Genomic DNA, 20,353 nt, shown 5'->3' on the forward strand with positions numbered 1-20,353 from the left:
AATTAATTCTCTTGCAATTTCTTGCTACTCCTGCAATTATCTGTCAGCAATAAAGTAAAATTTAAAATAGGAGAAGTGTCATGATGAATATAAAAAAGTGGGCCCTAGCGGCGGCTATTGCCATTGCCGCCGCACCAGCTATGGCTGGCTCAGCACTGCAAGATATTTTGAGTGAAGGTGTATTAAAAGTAGGGACTACAGGAGACTGGAATCCCATGACGATGAAGGACCCAGCAACTAATTCCTATAAAGGTTACGACATTGACGTAATGACTGAGCTCGCAAAAGACCTAGGTGTTGAGGTAGAGTTTGTTGCTGCTGATTGGAAAACCCTAGTGAGTGGCGTTACGTCTGGAAAGTACCATATGACTGGCTCAGCTTCTATTTCGCCAAAACGTGCCAAAGCGGCTGGTTATTCCATTAGCTACTTTTCGCTAGCTACAGTACCCCTCACTTTAACAAAAAATGCTGACCGTTTTCGTGACTGGGCCGACCTAGATAAAGCCGGTGTTACCGTTGCTGCAACCTTAGGTACTACTCAAGAAAGCCAAGTAAAGCAATTCTTTCCTAATGCCAAGCATCAGATTGTTGAGGCTCCTGCACGCGACTTCCAAGAAGTACTATCGATGAGGGCTGATGCTCACATCACGTCAAACGTGGAAGCTAAAAAGTTGGTTCTAAAGTACCCACAGCTTATGATTGTACCTGTGGCTAAGCCAAAGGCTCCCACACCCATTGCTATGTTACTGCCGCAAGCAGATCAAGTATGGATTAACTACGTTAATACGTGGATTAGCCTTAAAAAAGAGCGCGGTTTTTTTGACAAAATTGGTGCCAAGTGGCAACTTGCTCTATAACAGAAACTTCCCAGGAGACGCTGGGGGTCGACCCCAGCCTTCCTGAGCCACACCTCTGCGTGTACAGTGTGCCAGTGAGTTTATATTGCGCTAAGCTAAGATTGTTAATGCGCTTTAAAAGACTCACATGGGATGAACTGCCACCTCCTGGGGGTTATGGGTCACAAACCTATAGGGCATTGGTTCCAGCCGGTAGTTTGCCTGCCCTTCAAGTAGGGGAGCAGATTATTGCTGACTCAGAGGCCATTGCTGAATACCTTGAAGAAAGCGTGCCTCTACCACCAGCTTTGCCCACAGATATTATGCAACGTGCTCAAGTGCGTGCATTAGGGCGCTTTCACGACACAAAGTTAGAACCTTGCGTGCGGGTGTTATTTTCCGATATTGGCAAGCCACACCCCAATGACAGTGCTTTAGAGCAACTGCAACAGCGCCTGGGGCAGTTGACCAGAGCCTTAGCATTACGTCCCAATATTCAGTTCTGCCTAGCCGATTGTGGCCTTATTGTGACCTTGGAATGGATTACTGTAATGTATGAAAGCTGGGAATTACCTCTCCCTTTTAAGAGAATCATCACTGACTATAAGCAAACCATGGAGGAACTTCCCTGGGTTGCGATGGAGTTAGATACTTACAGGCCTTTATTAGCACAATGGATACAAGACAAGAACCCCTAGAGCTGAGCCAACTTAGTTGGCCAGAGGTTGAAACCTATATTGCTACCGGCAAACCGCTGTTATTGCCCCTGGGCTCATTCGAACAACATGGCCCAATGGGCCTTATGGGCACTGATTACCTATGTGCCGAGACCGTCGCAATGGCTGCTGCAGGAATAGCTGGGTGGTTAGTAGCACCCCCATTGGTTTATACACCAGCACCCTTCAATATGGCCTTTGCTGGAACTGTTTCAGTATCGGTGCCCACCTTTACCCTTCTGTTAGAAGAAGTATGTAGCTCTTTTATTAGCCACGGTTTTAATCAAATTTACTTACTCAATGGCCATGGTGCTAACATTGAACCAGCTCGCCAAGTGATCAATAACCTTGCACCTCATACTATAAGGTTACGCAGTTGGTGGGACTTTGATGAGGTACAAGATCTGCGTCAAAAAGCTTTTGGCACATGGGAAGGGATGCATGCAACACCTGCAGAAATCTCCATTACCCAAGTCAACCAACGTAGATTAGACCCAGATTTAGCAAGAGAACCTCCTATGCCCCTAAGTGAGGCTTACATTAAAGCCCACAGTGGTGATCGTCACGCAGGCCCTATCAGCCACCAGCGCAGCTTCCCAGATGGTCGCGTAGGCTCTCATTCAGCCTTAGCCAGACCTCACATTGGCACTCAACTCATAGCACTTGCAGCACAAGCCATTGTCGATGAGCTAAATAATACCCTAGGCTAGCTTTGCATACGGTTTGACTGAGGGTCAAACAAAGGCTTGATAAACAGCTTTGCTGGTCGCATTTCACCTAAGATTTCAATCTCGAATGTGGCACCCTCGGCGATCATCTGCGTAGGGACAAATCCAAGTGCCACAGACTGTTCACTAAAGTGGGCATAGCCCCCAGAGGTCACAAAACCGACCACGTTACCGTCTTTCCATATCGGTTCGTCTGCCACTACATCAGCGTCAATTGCATCGACTGTAAAGCTTGCTAACTGGCGTTTTGGAGGCTCTGCTAGCTCTTTAAGAGCAGCGGCCTTACCAATATAATCAGCCTCTTTTTTGTAATCCATAAACCGATCCATACCCGTTTCCATAGGGGTGTAATCAGGTTTGTATTCTCTCATCCAAGACCCAAAAGACTTTTCTAACCGCAGGCTCATCATAGCGCGCATACCAAAGGGTTTAAGATCAAACGCGATACCCTCATTAGCTAAGGTATGATACAAGCTTATTTGCTGTTCGACGGGTACATAGATTTCGTAGCCTAAGTCACCTGTATAACTTATCCGTTGAACTACAGCATCGCACTGGCCCACCTCAATTTTGCACACTGATAAAAATGGCATAGCGCTATGGGAAACATCAAATCGAGTGCACGCAGCTAGCAACTCACGAGCCTTTGGCCCAGCAATTTGAAAGCCGATACGGCTCATAGAAATATTCTTTAAGCTCACGTTTAGTGCTGGTAAATATTGCTCAAACCAGCGCATGTGAAGGTCTTGAGCTGAAAAAGAAGCAGTGAGTTGGTATTCATTTTCATCCAAGTGAGAAATAGTGAAGTCACCCATGAGCTTGCCTGATGGGCTAAGCATAGGGCTTAGGGTCACACGCCCAAGTTGAGGTAGTTTGCCTGCCATAACACCATCTAACCATGCACGAGCACCTTCGCCGGTGACTAGGTATTTACCAAAATTATGTACCTCGTTAATACCTACCGAATGACGCACGGCTCGGCACTCATTCCCAATAGCAGCAAAGGCATTAGAGCGTCTAAAGCTTGGGGTTTCTTCCAAAGGCTCACCCTCAGGGGCAAAATAATTCACATGCTCCATGCCATAACCTTGCCCAAATACAGCGCGTTGTTGCTGCCAGATGGTATAAGCTGGTGTAGTATTTAGTGGCCGGCCCGCCGGTAACTCCTCATTAGGATAAGAAATGCTAAACCGTTTCTGATAGTTTTCTCGTACCTTGTTACGGGTATACGCCTTGGTGCAATAGTTGCCATAGCGCGCTACGTCCATTGCAAACACGTCGCGTGAGGGTTCCCCATGTACCATCCATTCGGCCAAGCTTAAGCCTACGCCACCACCTTGACTAAAGCCGGCCATCACAGCGCAGCAGGACCAGTAGTTTTGTAATCCAGGTATAGGGCCAACCAAGGGATTACCGTCTGGTGCAAAAGTAAATGGCCCATTGACAATAGACTTAATGCCCGCAGTTTCTAGACAGGGGAAGCGTTTAAAAGCAAACTCCAAAGAATCACCGATACGATCAAGCTTATTGTCTAAAAGCTCATGACCAAAGTCCCAACGGGTGCCATCTAAGGCCCATGGGTCACAATCTTGCTCGTAAATACCAATCACCAGGCCCTTGCCTTCTTGGCGCAAATAACTTTCCCCTGAAGGGTCCATTATATGAGGCAGCTCTTGATCACGGGTAAACACTTGGGGCAAATCATCGGTAATCAAATACTGATGTTCCATTGGGTGAAGAGGCAAAAACAAACCCACCATCTCACCCAATTCACGGGCCCATAGACCGCCCGCATTAACCACATGCTCAGCATGAATAATGCCGTTTTTGGTGGTCACATCCCAGCTGCCGTCGGGCCGTTGGTTAAGACCCGTTACAGGATTTCTTAAATATATTTCTGCACCTTGTATTTGTGCTGCTTTGGCATAGGCATGAGTGGTGCCAGATGGATCTAGATGACCGTCAAGAGGATCATATAAACCGCCTAAGATATCCTCTGTATTCACAATTGGGCTAAGTTTTTTGATTTCTTCTGGAGTAATAATTTGTGTGTCTAACCCCATATGTCGATGCATAGCTCTTGCCGCTTTAATAAAATCCATACGTTCTGGGCTATCAGCCAGTGTTATGCCACCCACATGATGCAAACCGCAGGTTAAACCACTGATAGCCTCAAGCTCTTTATAAAGATTAATTGTATACCCTTGTAATGCCGCCATATTGGGGTCTGAATTAAGCGTATGAAAGCCACCAGCAGCATGCCATGTAGAACCAGACGTTAGTTCCGAACGTTCTATAAGACACACATCGGGCCAGCCTAACTTGGTCAGGTGATACAGCACCGAACATCCAACCACACCACCACCAATTACTGCTACTTGAACATGAGTCTTCATAGTTTTGATTCCTTTTATTATGATCCAGGTGCTGCTCCACCTTCACGGCTACGTCGCTCTACAAAGTCTGTTAGTTCATCATCTATTGAGGTCTCTAGCTTAGGCTCTTCATAATCCTGCAACATCTGTTTCCAAATTTTGTTAGCCCGATGGGTCGCGTCCATTGCTCCTGCATCTCGCCAATTTTCAAAGTTAGACCAGTTGGACAATAACGGTGAGTAAAATGCATCTTCATAACGCGACATAGTGTGGGGAGAGGCAAAAAAGTGACTGCCAGGTCCCACGTCTGCAATCGCACCCACTGCTAGCGAATCGGTACTGGTATCCATGGGCTGCAAAAAGGCTTGCTGCATTTGAATCATTTCTGCATCTAAAATAACCTTTTCATAAGACGTGCATAACCCACCTTCAATCCAACCCAAGCCATGTAAAACATAATTCACTTGACCCAACATACATGCCCACAAAGACATCTGAGACTCATAGGTGGCTTGTGCATCAGGTGCGTTGGAGGCGTTGGCGTTTGAAGCACGTAAAGGAATGCCATATTTGCGTGCCAGTTGACCAGACACTATAGTGGCTTGGCTATACTCAGGTGTACCAAACGCCGGTGAGCCCGATTTCATATCTACATTAGAGGTAAAACTGCCATACATGGCAGGTGCTCCAGGATTCACGCACTGATGAAAGGCAAGGCCAGCTAAACATTCTGCATTTTGCTGCACTAAAGCGCCCGCCATGGTGATTGGTGCCATGGCGCCCGCAAGCGTAAAAGGAGTATAGATGACCGGCTGATTGTTTTCAGCCATAACAATGGCACCTTCCAATAACGCACCATCATAAATGAGTGGGGAATTTGAATTCACTACGGTATGAATCGATGGTTGTTGCAGCAGGGTAGCATGGTCAATGCCACGACTAATGCGCACAATATCAATCACATCCTGCATGCGCTGTCGGCCTAAGGCATAACCACCTACCGGTTTAGTAGTCAACCGGGCCATGGCTGCACCAGCAATAATGTGACGAGTATTCACATTAACGTCGCAGGGTTCTACTGGGAAACCTGCCTGTAATTGAACGCTGTTCAGGCTTTCTCCTAGACGTAACAAATTACAGAAGTCATCATAATTACCCGCAATTCTACCCCTGTCTAAGTCAGATACGTTGGGCGTGCTGGCTACCATGGCAAAGGCCATTGAATTCCCTCCCATCGCAATATGCCGATCTGGACGGCGCCCATGTAAAACAAATTCCCTAGGAGTGGTGGCAATGGTCTGCATAACCCAATCAGGATCAAACCTAACCCGCTGTCCATCGGGGTGCACCATAGCACCAGCGCAACGTAAAATATCTACAGCTTGGGGCGACTGAAAGTCCATGCCGGTGTCGCATAGCAGTTTTAGTGATGCCTGATGAATGTCTTCTAATTGACTTTCATTGATCAACTGCATGGGTGCGTAAGGGTTACGCATTTGCCGCGATGGTGCTTGACGAGCACCACCACTAGGCCTGGTTGATTTGTTGCGATTAGCCCGAGAACGCCTCATTTACACACCCATAAGCTTGCCTTAAAAAGCCATCATAGGGTATTGTTTGACTTGTGAATAATTAATATTTTAGTGACTAACCATGAAATTTTTTTATATATGCTGCGCTTACAACTAAGCCACTATCGGGTGGTTCAGGCTGTGCGTATTCATGGCACCGTATCAGCTGCAGCCCAGGCCCTAGGCCTAACTCAGCCCGCACTCAGCCACCAAATAGCAGAAGCAGAACGCCGTTTAAGCACTAAATTATTTGCCCGCATAGGGAGGCGCTTAAGGTTAACCTCTGCAGGAGAACTGTTCGCCACTAGCGCTGACACCATCCTCATGGAGGCTGGTTTAGCTGAGTCTACCCTTATGGGCAAAACAGGTGCAGCACCGGGAGAAGTTATTCGCATTGGCACTTTTGCTTACAATAGCTACCGCTGGCTGCCATTGTTTTTAAAACAACTCCAGCATCAGTGGCCGAATTTATATTTTGAATTTATCACTGACACTAGCAAAGTACCTATGCGCAGCTTATTAGATGGCGATGTAGATATCGCCATTAGCGCAGGCAGCATTAACGCTAGCCGTGCCACTGTATACCCATTGTTTGAAGATCAATTGTTGGCTATATGTGCACTTGACTGCCCAACACCAAGCTGTGGTTATATGCTTGCTAAAGACTTTTTGGCTGATCCATTCATTACTTATTCCACTATTTATGAAACTGGGTTTGAAGAAGAGCTATTATGGCGCCCAGCCGGTCGAAGGCCACTTAATTATTTACGGGCAGGCAATACAGAAGCCGTGATAGAAATGGTGAAAGCAGGCTTTGGTCGTTCTATTTTAAGCCGCTGGGCAGTGCAGCCCTCTTTAGAAAATGAAGAGTTACTCGCCTTGCCTGTCACCAAGCAAGGCATGCCTGTTTATTGGAGTGCATTAGTTCGAAAAAGCCATCAGCATGCCGAATTACTTCATGCCGTGTCTGAACAGTTACAAAGCTGGTGCCAGCTCAATTTTAATGGCTCAGGCTATAAATAGAGGCCCACACAAAAGGCCACTCTACGTGGCTAATTGCTTTTCAATGGCAGTAGACAAAGCCACCTTACCTTCAGAACTGTAGCCTTGGCTGCGGCTTTCGATAAGTGGTATCTCGTAAAGGTAGTTAACCATCATGCCTTCTGATTGCTTCAGCCCATTATCAGACGTGTCTGCCATCCAGTTTAAGCGTTCTATTTTAGCGCCATTGCTGAGGTGAAAGTGAGCCACAGGGTCTCGTGCATAATGTTCATTGCGCTTCTGTTTTTGTTCGCCAAGATAATGGGCGGCCATTTTTTGAAGGTGTTCTGGTGACCTTAAGGATGACCCATCATCCAACAAAGCCAACTCTTGTTCAGATTCGATGCTGTCTAACCAACGGCAAAAACCCGGAATAGGTGACAGGGTTGCAAACTGGGTTAACTGGGGGAACTCTTGTTGTAGTTTTTTAACCACTTGCTTGATTAGAAAATTACCAAAACTAATTCCAGAGAGCCCCTTTTGTGCGTTGGAAATAGAATAAAATATAGCGGTGTCGGCGAGGCTTATATCTTCTAATGGCGCAGCTTCGTCAAGCAATTCTTGCACATTACCAGCCATACCCTTAACCAGAGCAACTTCAACAAAGATGAGTGGCTCTTCTGGCATATTAGGATGAAAAAAAGCAAAACAGCGACGGTCAGAATCGAGACGATTTTTAAGATCATTCCAACTTTGGATTGCATGCACTGCCTCATAGGCAATTAATTTTTCTAGTAATTCAGCACTGGAACGCCAGTTTATTTCTTCCATTTGTAACAAGCCAACATCAAACCAGGCACTCAACAGGCGCTTCAAATCCGCCTCTAAGGGCGCAAGTTTGGGGTGTTCTTTGCGCAACCGCAATAACTCAGCGCGCATATCCACAAGAAATTTAATACCCTGAGGGAGCTCATTAAACTGAGTCAACAGCTTCATCCTTGGTGGCTCTAAGGCGCTACGAAGGTCTGCTTCTAGGTGTGTCCGTTCACTTGAATTTGCAGCTAACCAAGACTCTATAACCTGAGTCAAACGTACCTCATCAACCGCATAGTTATCAGCCATCAGTGTAAGAAAACGAACACGTCCTTCGTCATTGAGATCTAAAAAGCGCCTGCCAAGTTCTGCGGCTCGCATTCTTGCGGCTACCTCTCCACCGTTATCTTTAAGGCAGGCATCCATCCACGTTAGCAGCACCTTTTCATCGGCTGCATTCAAGTTAGGATCAAGAGATAGCTTTTTCAAAAGATCATGTTGTGGCGAAACATCACGCCAAAACGGCACCCACCGACGGATGGTTTTTTGAAATAGTTGATTCGCTAGTTGCTGCATGTTAACCGGTCTCCAAAGGTGTGCCAAAAGTCGTCTTGCCGGCCAGTAGCACAAATTGTGTGGCAATACCTTACCACTATTGTGCCCCCTCATAACTGCTTGACTTATGGGTCGAGGATAACCATGACTACTTGCTTGTTTGAGATTAAGAGGCAGGCCAGTCCACTGTACCAAAAGGGACTTAAATGCTCAGAGCAGCAACCACTTGGTGTAAGTCATCAATCTCTAAATCGGGTGATCTAGACAATGGTTCAGGTGGTTGTGAAAAACGATTAACCCAAGCAACATTAAAACCAAAGTTAACTGCACCTGCAACGTCCCAAGCATTACTTGAGTGAAACAATACTTGGTCTTTCGTCACTCCAAAAGCATCAAGAGCTAGCTGATATACTCTGGGATCAGGTTTATATATGGCTAGGTCATCAACAGAAATCACCTGATCAATTAAATCTGTTAATCCAGCATACCTCACTGCAGCCTGCAGCATATTGGGTGATCCATTCGATAGAATTGCCGTTGCAATGCCAGCGCCTCGTAGCTGCCTGAGGGTCGCAATAACCTCAGGATAACTTGATAGTTGGTTGTAAGCTAACAGCAAACGTTGCTCTAGCGCAGCATCACTTATTGCATGGGTTTGAAGGGCGTAATGTAGCGCTTCAGCAGTCACTTGTGAAAAGTCCACATACCGGCCCATTAGGCTGCGTAACCAGGTGTATTCCAGCTGCTTTTGACGCCACAACATAGAAATGGCCTGTGCCTGAGGGCCCAATGAGTGCACATGCTGTCTTACAGCTGAGTGCACATCAAACAAGGTGCCATAGGCATCAAATACACATAAAGAAACTTCTTTGAACTCAGGCTTCATAGCGGCAATTCCTTAGTAAAAGCGTAAAACAAATAGACAATAATAGCTTACTCTAATCTGAACCAATTAACTGGTGTAACACCCCCGTTTAAGAAATAGCCTCAGCACAATAACCAGCCGATAGCCTTGAGTTAAAAAATGCATTTGTTTTAGCTATGTAAAGCGGCTATGGTTAGCGTTCTTCTATATAAACACCAACACGACCATGGCCTTAACGCCTTAACCAACCTTCCTGCCAGAACCGTGTAATCCCACCATAGGACCTACCCCTCATGAGTGAAAACAGTTACGAAAAAGGCCGACTAAACTTACCTTTTGTTGGCTTTTGCACCTTTGCCAAAAGCCCCATTGCCGAAGATTGGGACAACATTAAAGCAGACGTAGCCTTTATGGGTGCACCTTATGATTGTGGCACCCAGTGGCGCTCTGGTGCCCGTATGGGTCCTCGCTCTATTAGAGAAGCCTCAACACTATTTTCGTTTGGCCATGGCGGCGCATATTCTTACGAAGACGATACCATGTACTTGCAAGGCGTGAGCATTGTTGACATGGGCGACGCAGACATGATCCATACCAATACCGAACAAAGCCACGCCAACATTGAGTACGCAGTGCGAAAGGCCCTAGCTGCGGGAGTGTTACCCGTAGTCGCTGGTGGTGATCACTCTATCAATGCCCCATGTATTCAGGCCTTTGATGACCAGGGCCCTATTCATATCATCCAAATTGACGCTCACCTAGATTTTGTCGATGAACGTCACGGCGTACGATTTGGCCATGGTAATCCAATTAGGCGGGCCTCTGAAAAGGGCTACGTTACAGGAATGACTCAACTAGGCATCCGTAACGTTTCATCATCCAACCGCGAAGATCATAAGAAAGCAGAAAGTGTAGGTTCTACTATTTTGTCTGTGCGTGATGTGCGAAGGCTTGGCCCAGAAGGCGTATTGGCACTGATTCCAGACGGCGTGAATTACTACATTACCATTGATATAGACGGATTTGATCCCTCAATCGCCCCAGGCACTGGCACACCAAGCCATGGGGGCTTTACTTACTATGAGGTTATGGAAGTATTACAGGGTGTGGCTAATAAAGGTGACGTTGTCGGTATCGATCTTTGTGAAGTAGCACCAGATTATGATTTATCTAGCACCACCAGCATTTTAGCTGCACAGGTTTTACTTAATTTAATAGGCTATGTGTTTCACGGCCGTGAAACCCGTAAAAAAGCAGAAATGGCTCAACTGTAGCCAACAGTATAGCTTAGCTAATGACCAAGGAATAAAGCTTCAATTTAGTGCCTCGCTAATAGTTAGCATGTCACTGCATTGAAGCAATCTATTAATAGCGTTGTACTTTATTGGACTCGTGCGTGGCCTAAGCTAGGTAATATCACTCCCCCTTTAAGTTATTATCTAAGGCAGTTTCTGCACTACACATTGACTATGATAAGGTTACATTATTTGGCTATTACGCTTCATAAAATTGATCTCTAACTGCACGGCCTTTTTGAATGGTGAAGAGCCCGCATACAAACATCCAAAATGACCTCCATCAACCACGTGGAATTCTTTTGGAGCGTTAATTGCATTAAACACAGTTTTTTGTACTTCTGGATTACAATGTATCATCTCATCATTGAGCCCCACCAGCATCATAGTAGGAACCTTTATAAACGCAGCAGTGATGTGTGGCACAAGGGGAACCGGGGTGTTAGGGGTGACCTTACTCACTAAATTTTGCCAATGACTACCAAAACGACCCCCATGAGTAATGAACCAAGAAAAGGCTTGTATGGGTTTGAGTAGAGAAGGTGCATTTAATTGATCTGCTGAAACAACAGGAAGAGGCCCAATTACCTCGGCTTCAAATTCACTCAAATCGCCCACTTCAAACATAGTCTTCAGCTCGTCAAAGTCTGCCTTTAAGGTAGAGGATTGGATGTTGACTACGCCTGTTGCAGGAATATGAGCAACGATACCAGCAAGACCTTCAATAAAGGCCCCAACAACGAGCACTAACATGGCCGCATAGCTATCGCCCCATAAGAAAATCTGCCCGTTATGTAGCTCTTTTAAATTTTGAGTGTGTAAAAATGCATCCTTGAAGCCCCTTGCCTGAATCCAAGGGTTGATCACTTGTCGCTCTACACCATCACTATCTCCAAAACCTGCATGATCATACAAAATGACATTTAATCCAGCACCTTGAAACTGAGAAGCATAGTCTTCCAGCCCCATTGATATTGTTGCCGTGGTACCGTGAGCCATGATGACACAAGGTGCTGTTGCCCCGTCTTGTGCTGCATACCATCGACCACGCAATATATTTAGACCGGAGGTAAACTCTATGAGGGTATAGTCTAATGGCATCGTTATTTTCTACCTTAAATTATTGGAAAAAATGCTAATTGTGACCAATCAAGGTTATCACTTCTTGGTTACAGTTTGCTTTGGCACACATTAGTTTCTTAATCTAAGTGGCCAGAAAAAGAATAGAACAGCCTTTCATCAAATGGCCCACTTAGGCAAACAACAAACCACTTTATCACCTTTATTTAGCGCTCACAAAGGTAAACTTAGCTGCCCTTATTTACCCCAATATATTGAACTGAGTCACCAATTAGTGGATCATCCACTGAGTTAGGAGACATGCAATTGGCTAAAATATCAAACGCCCAGCAGCTTGCTTTGGAATTACCTGGGCGAAATGGATTCCCATTAAAGAGTGAACCTTAATTGAAAATATTATTTGCAGGATGTGGTGACATTGCTCAGCGAGTGCCACCTAAAATGAACAGTGCACATGAGTTTTTTGGTTTAAAACGTCAATCAACCCTACTTGCTAATGGTATCAATCCCCTGGTAGGAGACCTCACTGATGTGGCTTGTTTAAACCACATTTTTACAGAGGGTTTTGATGTGGTGGTTGCCACACTCACACCAGACAGGATGACCAAAGAGGGTTACCAAAAGGCCTATGTTAACTCTTCTGCAGCCCTAGCTTTAGCAATTTACAACGCAGTTTATAAGCCTAAATTGGTTATTTGGGTTTCTAGCACTAGCGTCTATGGGCAGAACTTAGGGGCTTGGGTAGATGAAGATTCCCCAGCCAGCTCAACAGCTTTTTCTGGACAGGCGCTGCGTCAAGCAGAAGAAAACATATTAGCCCTGCCATGTGCCACAGTAGTGGTAAGGTTTTCTGGCATATACGGCCCTGGCCGCACTCGTATGCTAGATCAGGTACTCGCGGGAGTAGGGTGTGCAGACCAACCTGAACAATGGGGTAATCGAATTCATAGTGAGGATTGTGCCGGTGTTATTGGGCATTTGATTAGTCAAAATGAGCAGCAGATACCGTTATTAGAACTGTATGTGGCGACAGATTGCGAACCAGTAACACAATATGAATTGCGCGGCTGGCTGGCTGAAAAGCTGAGTGTGAGCTTAGTGGAACATCAGGCAAGTGCGCGCTCAGCTAGGCGCTGCAGTAACAAAAAGCTGTTGGATTCTGGCTATAATTTCATATTCCCAAGCTACCGCGAAGGCTATTCAGCTTTAATCAAAGAGCTAACATTATAGGTGGGCCAATCAGGCTCACTTGAGTAAATCAGGATATTTTTTATGGTATATTCGGCGCAGTGCTATAAAGTGTCTCTCACCTTCTATTTTGCTCCACTTGATGATTTGTCGCCCATACTCATTAGCCACAACCTCTGGAATGATATTGAGCTCTTGGCCGGTATTCATCGCTTTTAACTGAACTTCACACGCACGGTCTAAAAAATACAGGTCATCAAAAGCATCCCACAAATAGGGCCTAGAAACGAGAACACCATGGTTGGCGCACATCAGCACATCCTTAGTTTTTAAACTGTCCACAATAGTGCCCCCGATCGCTGGGTCACCAGGATCGCCATACACCCCTAGATAGGCAATCCGCTGTACGAAGCGAAGTGCATGTTGGCTAGACATAGTAACAGTCTGATCCTTTAGCAATGTAAGTGCGGTGATGTTTGGTTGATGTGAGTGGAGAATAGCCCTAGCACGGGGAACATCACGATGAATTGCACCATGAATATTTAAGTTGCTAGGCTCAACTTCGCCAACACCTGAGATAATACTGCCAGCAAAATCGGCTATTAAAAAGTCTGAACTTTTAGCTTCAGACCAATGCAAACCGTATGGCAGGGCCAGAAAATGCTCACTACTACCGGGCAACATTGCGGTTAGATGATTTACAACACCTTCATTCCAATTATGTTCCGCCATATAGCGGTGAATAAGGGCTAAATCAAACCGCAACTGATTTTCAGCTGATAACTCATCGAACATATTCATAATACCCATCATTTCTATGCGCTAGCTAGGCTAAGATATTACTTGGGATCGTATTAAAGATCAAAAGTAGGTAACGTTACTAGGTGCTCATACTGGCACTTTAAAGACTCATAATGATGATCTGAAGACTATCATTAACCCCTTTTTTACACTAATTTTGCTACTAGTGACCTTATAAAAAATAAATAGTTTAAACCTAAAAAGAGGTCGATATGCTGTCGACATACTCTTGCATTTTTTCTTCTGACTCACTCCCAAATAATATATCGCAAGCCTCTTTTAGCCCTTTAGCATTGAGCAAATCATCTTGCCGCACTACTAGAGATATTTTGGACCGGCGCCGCAGAAAGTCTTCAAGCTTGGTTATCATTTCGTGCTTTGCTGCATACTCAATTTCACAAACAGTATATTCAGCGTGTTCTATCAACAGATCTGCCTGGCTTTTATCGTCCTTTATTTTGCTAAGCAGCTCGAATGCATTAGAGCCATAGCGTCGCCAAAATCGCTCTGACAAAGGTTCAGCTGATTTTTCTCCCGTCATCTGATCAAGATTTATGGTGTGGGCTTCAGCAAAAAACTGGTCTTTTATGGTATTGCTAGGCTCACCATACCAAGTGATATCTGGTTCTTTAAGTTCAATATTGAACGTCTCTACAATCTCAGAAACCTCATCGCCCACGTTGATGCAATCAGTTAACTTACCACCAAAAATACTGATATATTTTTGTTTCTTATTAATGTCGATCGCGTGTTTACGAGATAGCTTAACCCAATCAGCTGTGCCGCCACTATCGCCTTCAATAGCCAGAGGACGCACTCCACACCGTTCAGCAATAATATCAGCTTTGGTTAATGGCTTGGGCAAGTTAAGTAATTGATTAACGTTATCTAAAATAAAATCACGGTCTTCATCAGTCACGTCACTAAGCGGTGAATCCACTTGGGTATCGGTAGTACCGATGCACGTTTTGCACCCCATAGGAATGACAAAAAATAAACGCCCATCACTAGCGAAAAAAGCCAATACTTTTTGGTTGGCGCTAATTTGGTCAACAATTAAGTGAACCCCTTTGGAGAATACATGGTGATGCTCGGTTGATTGTTCAGTGGTTTCGTTATATTTATCAACAAAAGGGCCTGCCGCATTAATTAAGACTTTTGCCTTTATGGGGAAAGCTTCTCCCGTCATTTCATCTTGCGCTGCTATCGTCCAATGATCGCCAACATAATCTGCCGCTTGAGAAGACACATAGTTAGCAGCAATGCAGCCATTATCAAGGCTAGAGCGAATAAAGTTAAATACAAAGCGGGAATCATTATCAAAAAGGTAAGCGTCAGAATACTCAAACCCTCCTTTGGCATTGCTGATATTAATAACTGGCTCGCTAGCAGTTATTTTTTTTGGCGTTAAATATTGTGGATGTTTGGTGTAGAAGCGACCAAATAACCAGTACACAATAGTACCTAGATAAACAAACAGGGGTGGGAAGCGAAAGCCTTTTTGAATGCAGGTTAAAAAGCGAATTTCTTTAACGGTAGAAGGGTAGCTCTGCATTAATAAGTTACGGCTTTTACACAGTTTATTCACTAATCGATATTCATGACTTTCTAAATACTTAACACCTCCCCAAGCAAGGTTTGACGAATTAGAGCTAGTAAAGCCAGCAAAATCACCTTTATCGATGAGGGCCACTTTTGCTCCTTTTGCAGATAATGCCGCCGCCGCAACAGCACCATTAATGCCACCACCGATAATAGCCACATCGAATGTTTGGTTTTTAAGTTGTTCAATATTTTTTTTACGCAGTAACATTAGCAAAATCCATTGTCTTAATATCAGCACTTACAACAAACACGTCATAAGTTTTATGCTTAAAGCTCATTAATTGTGGTGCCGCCAAAGACAAGTTGTGGCGGTACTGAAACGTCTGCAGCTCCCGCAGAGCGCAACCTAGTGCGCAACTGACCGGCCTCGTTAGTTGGCTTGGAGAGTTTTCGATTTGAACTGCCACTATTGGTGCTCAGCAACCAAGTATTTTATTTCACCTGTTTGATGGTGCGGTAAAGAGCGATGTTTATGTGGTGATATCCCAGCAATCGATGTACTCAAAATTTGCAACATGTCACCATGGGAAACTAACAAAATTACTTCGCACTGATACTGCCGCTCCAACCTATCAATCACATTAAGGCCCCTTTGGGCAACGTCTTTGGGGCGTTCTACACCATCATCAGAATGCTTATCCACTTCATCCCGCTGCCAGATATTGTCATAGTGCTCAGCAGACATGCCTTCCCAGTTACCAAAAAAGCGTTCTCGAAGACCCACCTCTTGCTCAGGTTGTGGCAGATTCAAGGTGTTGGCAACTAGTTGTGCTGTTTGTAGGGTTCTTAAAAAATCAGAACAAACTATATGAGTTATGGCCTCTCCTGTAAATCCTCTTACTGAGGCAATAACCTGTTTTGAGCCTCGGTCTGTAAGCCCGAACCGTTCACAACCTATTTTAGGATCACTGACAATTACGCCAGTTACATTCGCGTCACTTTCGCCATGTCGCATTAATAAATAACTATTTCTAAAACGTGCTTCATTCATTAAAGGTTTCAAAAATGTATCTCAAGAGTAATGGGTTGATGGTCAGATAAGTCAGTGGTGCTATCTACGCTAACATTAACTGGGTAGGTGATGAGCTCATTGCTAAGCCAGAAATAATCACGACAATGGCCACCCTGTGTCCACTGAACTTTGTCGAAGATGCCACAGGTTGCAGGCTGTATCTGAACTGGACCAGAGTGCTTCCAGGTATCGATCCAGCCATGGTTTATTTGGTACTGGTAATGAGTGCTTTTTGGGTCAAAATTAAAGTCGCCACATAAAATACGGGCTGATGCCAAGTAACCTTCTTGAAAACACCCGGGGCCGTGCGCTTTAGGGTATTTAAGGTGCGCTAAACGATCTAGCTCTATCGCCTGAAGGTGCTCAAGCTGCAGTTGTGCTTCATTGCCATCATGATATGCAAGGTGAGTATTAATAATGCTCAACGGGCCCATCTTTGAATTAATACAAGCTTCAATTGCAACCCTAGGCATTTGCCATTTTCCTAATGCAGCAGGTTGTGGGAGCTGGTGAACCTTAAAGTCTAACAGGGGATCCTTAACCAGGGTTAAATTACCAAACTCCTGACGATCCTTTGGATTACTAGTGGCACTAGGCCAACTATAACCAGAGCCCCAAAGGGCTATATGGTTTGGAAAATATTGCTGCGCCAGCTGGCACTGGTCGGGTTGCTCCTGCGTACAGTATGCTGTCATATGACGCGCGACTTCCTGTAAGCAAATAATATCGAAGTTGCCTAACGACTTAATATAGTCCAGGGTGCGCGAAAAGTCAGACCCGCTATTAACGGATTTCCCATATTGAACATTCCAAGACAAGATGCGCATTTACTTAATACCTGCATGCATAAACGACTGAATAAATCGTCGTTGGAAAATTAAGAATAAGATCAGCAACGGACCGATAGCGATCAACGTACCTGCGGAAATAACTGACCAGTCCACACCCGACTCAGGTGCACCAAATATTGCCATACCAACGGTTAAAGGTCGGCTTGCCTCAGTATTGGTAACCACAAGGGGCCATAGAAAGTTATTCCAATGATAGCTCACAGAGACCAAGCTAAAGGCCAAGTAAGTGGGGAACGCTAAGGGCACAAATACTTTCCAGATAATGCCAAGGCCGGATAAGCCTTCAACTCGAGCGGCATCTTCAAGCTCCTGCGGCACAGTTTTAAAGGTTTGACGCAATAGGAAGATGCCAAAAGCACTTGCCAGATAAGGCAGGCCAACCCCTAAATAGGTATCTATTAAATCAAGCCCAGCCAATGTGCGGTAGTTTTCCACAATGAGCACTTCAGGCATTACCATTAGCTGTGTAAGCACAAGAGCAAAAGCAAACCCACGCCCAGCAAATTTTTCTCTCGCCAGCGCATACCCTGCAAGTGTGCAAAGAAATAGCTGTGAAGCCAGAATTAAGCTTGTGATAACAATGGTGTTTAACATGTAACGGAAAAAAGGTGCCTGATCCCAAGCTGACTCGAAGTTCTCTAGGGTCAATGGTGCAGTCAACGAGAATTTGGTAGCAAATTCAGGCGGATGAAAAGCAGCCCAAAACGCATACAGCAGTGGTAATACCCAAAGTATGCCTAGCAGGTAGGCTGATACTTTAGAAAAAGTTTGGAACCAAGAAGACATAACTTTTACCGATAGTGAATTTTACGATCAAGAAGCAGCATCTGCACCAAAGCAATGACTGCCAAAGTTGCTAACATAACCACAGTGAGGGTTGCCGCGTAGTAGCTGTCGAGAAAGCTAAACGCTGTTTCATAGATGTAATACAAAAGTAGGTTACTTTCATTGTTAGGCCCACCCTTGGTTAAGATGAACAAATGATCAACCAGCTTAAATGCATTTAATATGGCATTAATTAAAACAAACAGTGTAGTGGGCATAAGCAATGGGAAGGTTATCTTCCTAAATATTCTCCATGCACTAGCACCCTCTAGTTTCGCTGCAGCATAAAGCTCAGGGCTTAGTGTCTGAAGAGCAGCGAGGTAAAAAATCATAAAAAATCCAGCCTCTTTCCAGACGGTCATTACCATCAAGCTAGATAGTGCAAGGTCTGGATCTCCAAGCCAATTAGGGCCCTCAATTCCAACCAGTGCAAGTAACTGATTAAACAGTCCAATTTGGGGGCTATAAAAAAATAACCAGATATTCGCTACAGTGATCATAGGTAATATGGTGGGTGTAAAGAAAGCTAGCCGCAGTAAACTGGTGCCACGAATCTTACTATTTACCCAAAGCGCCATCATAATGGCCAGAGCTATGGATGTGGGAACAGTTCCCACTGCATACCAGAAATTATTTTCAAAGACTTTCCAGAATACAGGATCTTCTAACAATAGCTGGTAGTTTTCGAAACCAACAAACTGACTAGGAGCCACATCTGATCTGGCCCAAGTAAAACTACGCCATATAGACTTAAGTGTAGGCCAATGAGTAAACGCTATTAAAAAAGATAGCGCCGGCAACAGCAGCAGCCAAGCTTTCAAGTTAAATCGGTTGAGCATATTTTGTATTAGCCAGTTTAATAATTAGAGGATTAAATTGGGGCCGATACTACCGGCCCCAATGGATTCCTACTTATAGCGCCGTAAGATTCTTTCAGCTTGCTTTTGAGCGTCTGTTAACGCTTCTTCCGCTGAAGACTGTCCAGTTAACGCTGCCTGAATCGCATCATCAAGATACTTTCGAACGCGTCCTGCTTCGTGAGTAGACAGTTCCGCTGTAGCGTGAGTGAGCTGGTCGCGTGCTACTGCAGCCGGTGGGAAGGTTTTAAGATAGGCTTTAAGCGTTTCTGTTTCGTAAGCGCTTGGACCAACACCCATATAGCCAGTTGATTTAGACCAATGAGCTGCTTGCTCAGCAGAAGTCATAAACTTCACAAATTTCAGCGCAGCTTTCTTTTCTTCAGCTGATGATTTCTCGAAGATATAAAAATTACCGCCTCCAGTAGGTGAGCCTAGCTCCTTATTACCTGGTAATTTGGCCACACCAAAGTCAAAACTAGCCTTGTTTTTTACCGTAGTTAAGTTGCCTGTTGAGTGCCACATAATGGCGGTTTTTTGATCAAGAAAGTTTTGACGTAACGTGCCCCATTCAATCATACCTTTAGGCATAATAGCGTGCTTATTACCCAGATCCTGCCAATACTCTAAAGCCTCAACAACACCAGGTTTGTCAAAGTATGTTTCTGTACCTTCCTGATTCATTAACACTTCACTATTTTGCTTAGTAAGTGCACCAAACATCCAGTATGGGTAGCCAGTTGATGGGATCATTGCACCCCATTGGTCAACCGTTCCATTAGCGCTTTTTTTAGTTAACTTTTTACCCATACTGACAAACTCTTCCCAGCTTGTGGGTGGCATCTCGGGATCTAAACCAGCAGCACGGAACATATCCTTGTTATAGTACATAACGATAGTAGAGCGCTGAAATGGTACGCCCCATGTTTTGCCGTCAGCTTTACCATTTTCCATTAAAGCTGGGTAAAAACTATTCAACCATTGTCGCTCTTCATCGGTGCTCACAACATCATCAAAAGCAACAATAGCTTCAAGGTTGCGAAGTTCATGAATGTCGATAGAGAACATAACTGACAATTGTGCTGGAGAGCCACTTTGTAAGGCCGCTAATGCCTTCACACGAGCATCGTTGTAGTTACCAGCATAAATGGCATTAACATTAATGTCAGGGTTTTCCGCTTCAAACTTGTCTACCATTCCATCAACAATTTTAGTCAATGAACCACCTACCGCTACTGGGTAGTACATGGTTAAATCGGTAGCGGCGTTAGCAACAGTACTCAATCCAAGGATTGAAGCCACGCCAACAGTCGTCAGGTATTTAGATAGTATTTTCATCGGTCATATTCCTCACTTTATTTGTTATTACTTTATAACTTACTTCAACTTTAAAAACTTC

The 20,353-nt window shown here is 44.7% G+C and carries 18 protein-coding genes; 6 read left to right on the forward strand and 12 right to left on the reverse strand.

Annotated elements, in window-relative coordinates:
- Positions 1-80 precede the first annotated feature (80 nt).
- The 3 genes from ABXT60_RS13425 to ABXT60_RS13435 all read left to right on the forward strand — a co-directional run bounded on the left by ABXT60_RS13425 (position 81) and on the right by ABXT60_RS13435 (position 2,262).
- Entirely contained in the window at positions 81-857 is a 777-nt protein-coding gene (locus ABXT60_RS13425; RefSeq protein ID WP_443630601.1) for a transporter substrate-binding domain-containing protein, read from the forward strand.
- 68 nt (positions 858-925) lie between these two features.
- On the forward strand, positions 926-1,534 hold the full coding sequence (locus ABXT60_RS13430) for a glutathione S-transferase family protein (RefSeq protein WP_443630602.1): 609 nt from the start codon (positions 926-928) through the stop codon (positions 1,532-1,534).
- Entirely contained in the window at positions 1,510-2,262 is a 753-nt protein-coding gene (locus tag ABXT60_RS13435; RefSeq protein ID WP_443630603.1) for a creatininase family protein, read from the forward strand. The genes ABXT60_RS13430 and ABXT60_RS13435 overlap by 25 nt, the downstream gene beginning before the upstream one ends.
- On the opposite strand, the gene ABXT60_RS13440 is transcribed toward ABXT60_RS13435, so the two are convergent.
- Together ABXT60_RS13440 and ABXT60_RS13445 are read right to left on the reverse strand one after the other, a co-directional pair.
- Complete coding sequence (locus ABXT60_RS13440; RefSeq protein ID WP_443630604.1) at positions 2,259-4,676, reverse strand: GcvT family protein; 2,418 nt, start codon at positions 4,674-4,676, stop codon at positions 2,259-2,261. The genes ABXT60_RS13435 and ABXT60_RS13440 overlap by 4 nt on opposite strands.
- 17 nt (positions 4,677-4,693) lie before the next feature.
- Positions 4,694-6,226 carry a trimethylamine methyltransferase family protein gene (locus ABXT60_RS13445; RefSeq protein ID WP_443630605.1) on the reverse strand — a complete coding sequence of 511 codons (1,533 nt, stop codon included), beginning with the start codon at positions 6,224-6,226 and terminating at the stop codon, positions 4,694-4,696.
- Positions 6,227-6,325: 99 nt separating this feature from the next.
- Here ABXT60_RS13445 and ABXT60_RS13450 point away from each other — a divergent pair, with 99 nt between their 5' ends.
- A complete protein-coding gene (locus tag ABXT60_RS13450) occupies positions 6,326-7,249 on the forward strand; it encodes a LysR family transcriptional regulator (protein WP_443630606.1) in 924 nt (307 codons plus the stop codon).
- Positions 7,250-7,270: 21 nt separating this feature from the next.
- Here the strand turns inward: ABXT60_RS13450 and ABXT60_RS13455 are convergent, their stop codons facing one another.
- Complete coding sequence (locus ABXT60_RS13455; protein WP_443630607.1) at positions 7,271-8,596, reverse strand: malonyl-CoA decarboxylase; 1,326 nt, start codon at positions 8,594-8,596, stop codon at positions 7,271-7,273.
- Positions 8,597-8,777: 181 nt separating this feature from the next.
- A complete protein-coding gene (locus ABXT60_RS13460; RefSeq protein WP_443630608.1) occupies positions 8,778-9,461 on the reverse strand; it encodes a haloacid dehalogenase type II in 684 nt (227 codons plus the stop codon).
- Between the two features lie 272 nt (positions 9,462-9,733).
- On the opposite strand from ABXT60_RS13460, the gene ABXT60_RS13465 reads away from it, so the two are divergent.
- Complete coding sequence (locus ABXT60_RS13465) at positions 9,734-10,714, forward strand: agmatinase (RefSeq protein WP_443630609.1); 981 nt, start codon at positions 9,734-9,736, stop codon at positions 10,712-10,714.
- Between the two features lie 204 nt (positions 10,715-10,918).
- Here the strand turns inward: ABXT60_RS13465 and ABXT60_RS13470 are convergent, their stop codons facing one another.
- A complete protein-coding gene (locus ABXT60_RS13470; protein ID WP_443630610.1) occupies positions 10,919-11,836 on the reverse strand; it encodes an alpha/beta hydrolase in 918 nt (305 codons plus the stop codon).
- Between the two features lie 366 nt (positions 11,837-12,202).
- On the opposite strand from ABXT60_RS13470, the gene ABXT60_RS13475 reads away from it, so the two are divergent.
- Entirely contained in the window at positions 12,203-13,045 is an 843-nt protein-coding gene (locus tag ABXT60_RS13475; protein WP_443630611.1) for a sugar nucleotide-binding protein, read from the forward strand.
- Positions 13,046-13,060: 15 nt separating this feature from the next.
- Here ABXT60_RS13475 and ABXT60_RS13480 read toward each other — a convergent pair whose 3' ends face one another.
- The 7 genes from ABXT60_RS13480 to ABXT60_RS13510 form a co-directional block, all read right to left on the reverse strand.
- Entirely contained in the window at positions 13,061-13,804 is a 744-nt protein-coding gene (locus ABXT60_RS13480) for a class II aldolase/adducin family protein (protein WP_443630612.1), read from the reverse strand.
- A 196-nt stretch (positions 13,805-14,000) separates the two neighbouring features.
- The gene (locus ABXT60_RS13485; protein ID WP_443630613.1) at positions 14,001-15,617 is read right to left on the reverse strand and encodes a glycerol-3-phosphate dehydrogenase/oxidase; all 1,617 of its coding nucleotides are present in this window, start codon (positions 15,615-15,617) and stop codon (positions 14,001-14,003) included.
- Between the two features lie 198 nt (positions 15,618-15,815).
- Positions 15,816-16,400: a histidine phosphatase family protein gene (locus ABXT60_RS13490; RefSeq protein WP_443630614.1), complete on the reverse strand. Its 585-nt coding sequence runs from the start codon at positions 16,398-16,400 to the stop codon at positions 15,816-15,818.
- An 8-nt stretch (positions 16,401-16,408) separates the two neighbouring features.
- A complete protein-coding gene (locus tag ABXT60_RS13495; RefSeq protein WP_443630615.1) occupies positions 16,409-17,248 on the reverse strand; it encodes an endonuclease/exonuclease/phosphatase family protein in 840 nt (279 codons plus the stop codon).
- Entirely contained in the window at positions 17,249-18,058 is an 810-nt protein-coding gene (locus ABXT60_RS13500) for a carbohydrate ABC transporter permease (RefSeq protein ID WP_046486100.1), read from the reverse strand.
- A gap of 5 nt (positions 18,059-18,063) precedes the next feature.
- The gene (locus ABXT60_RS13505; protein WP_443630616.1) at positions 18,064-18,936 is read right to left on the reverse strand and encodes a carbohydrate ABC transporter permease; all 873 of its coding nucleotides are present in this window, start codon (positions 18,934-18,936) and stop codon (positions 18,064-18,066) included.
- A 69-nt stretch (positions 18,937-19,005) separates the two neighbouring features.
- Positions 19,006-20,292: an ABC transporter substrate-binding protein gene (locus ABXT60_RS13510; RefSeq protein ID WP_443630617.1), complete on the reverse strand. Its 1,287-nt coding sequence runs from the start codon at positions 20,290-20,292 to the stop codon at positions 19,006-19,008.
- Positions 20,293-20,353: the final 61 nt, after the last annotated feature.

The sequence above is a fragment of the Candidatus Njordibacter sp. Uisw_056 genome (assembly GCF_047730085.1).
GTDB lineage: Bacteria > Pseudomonadota > Gammaproteobacteria > Pseudomonadales > Balneatricaceae > Njordibacter.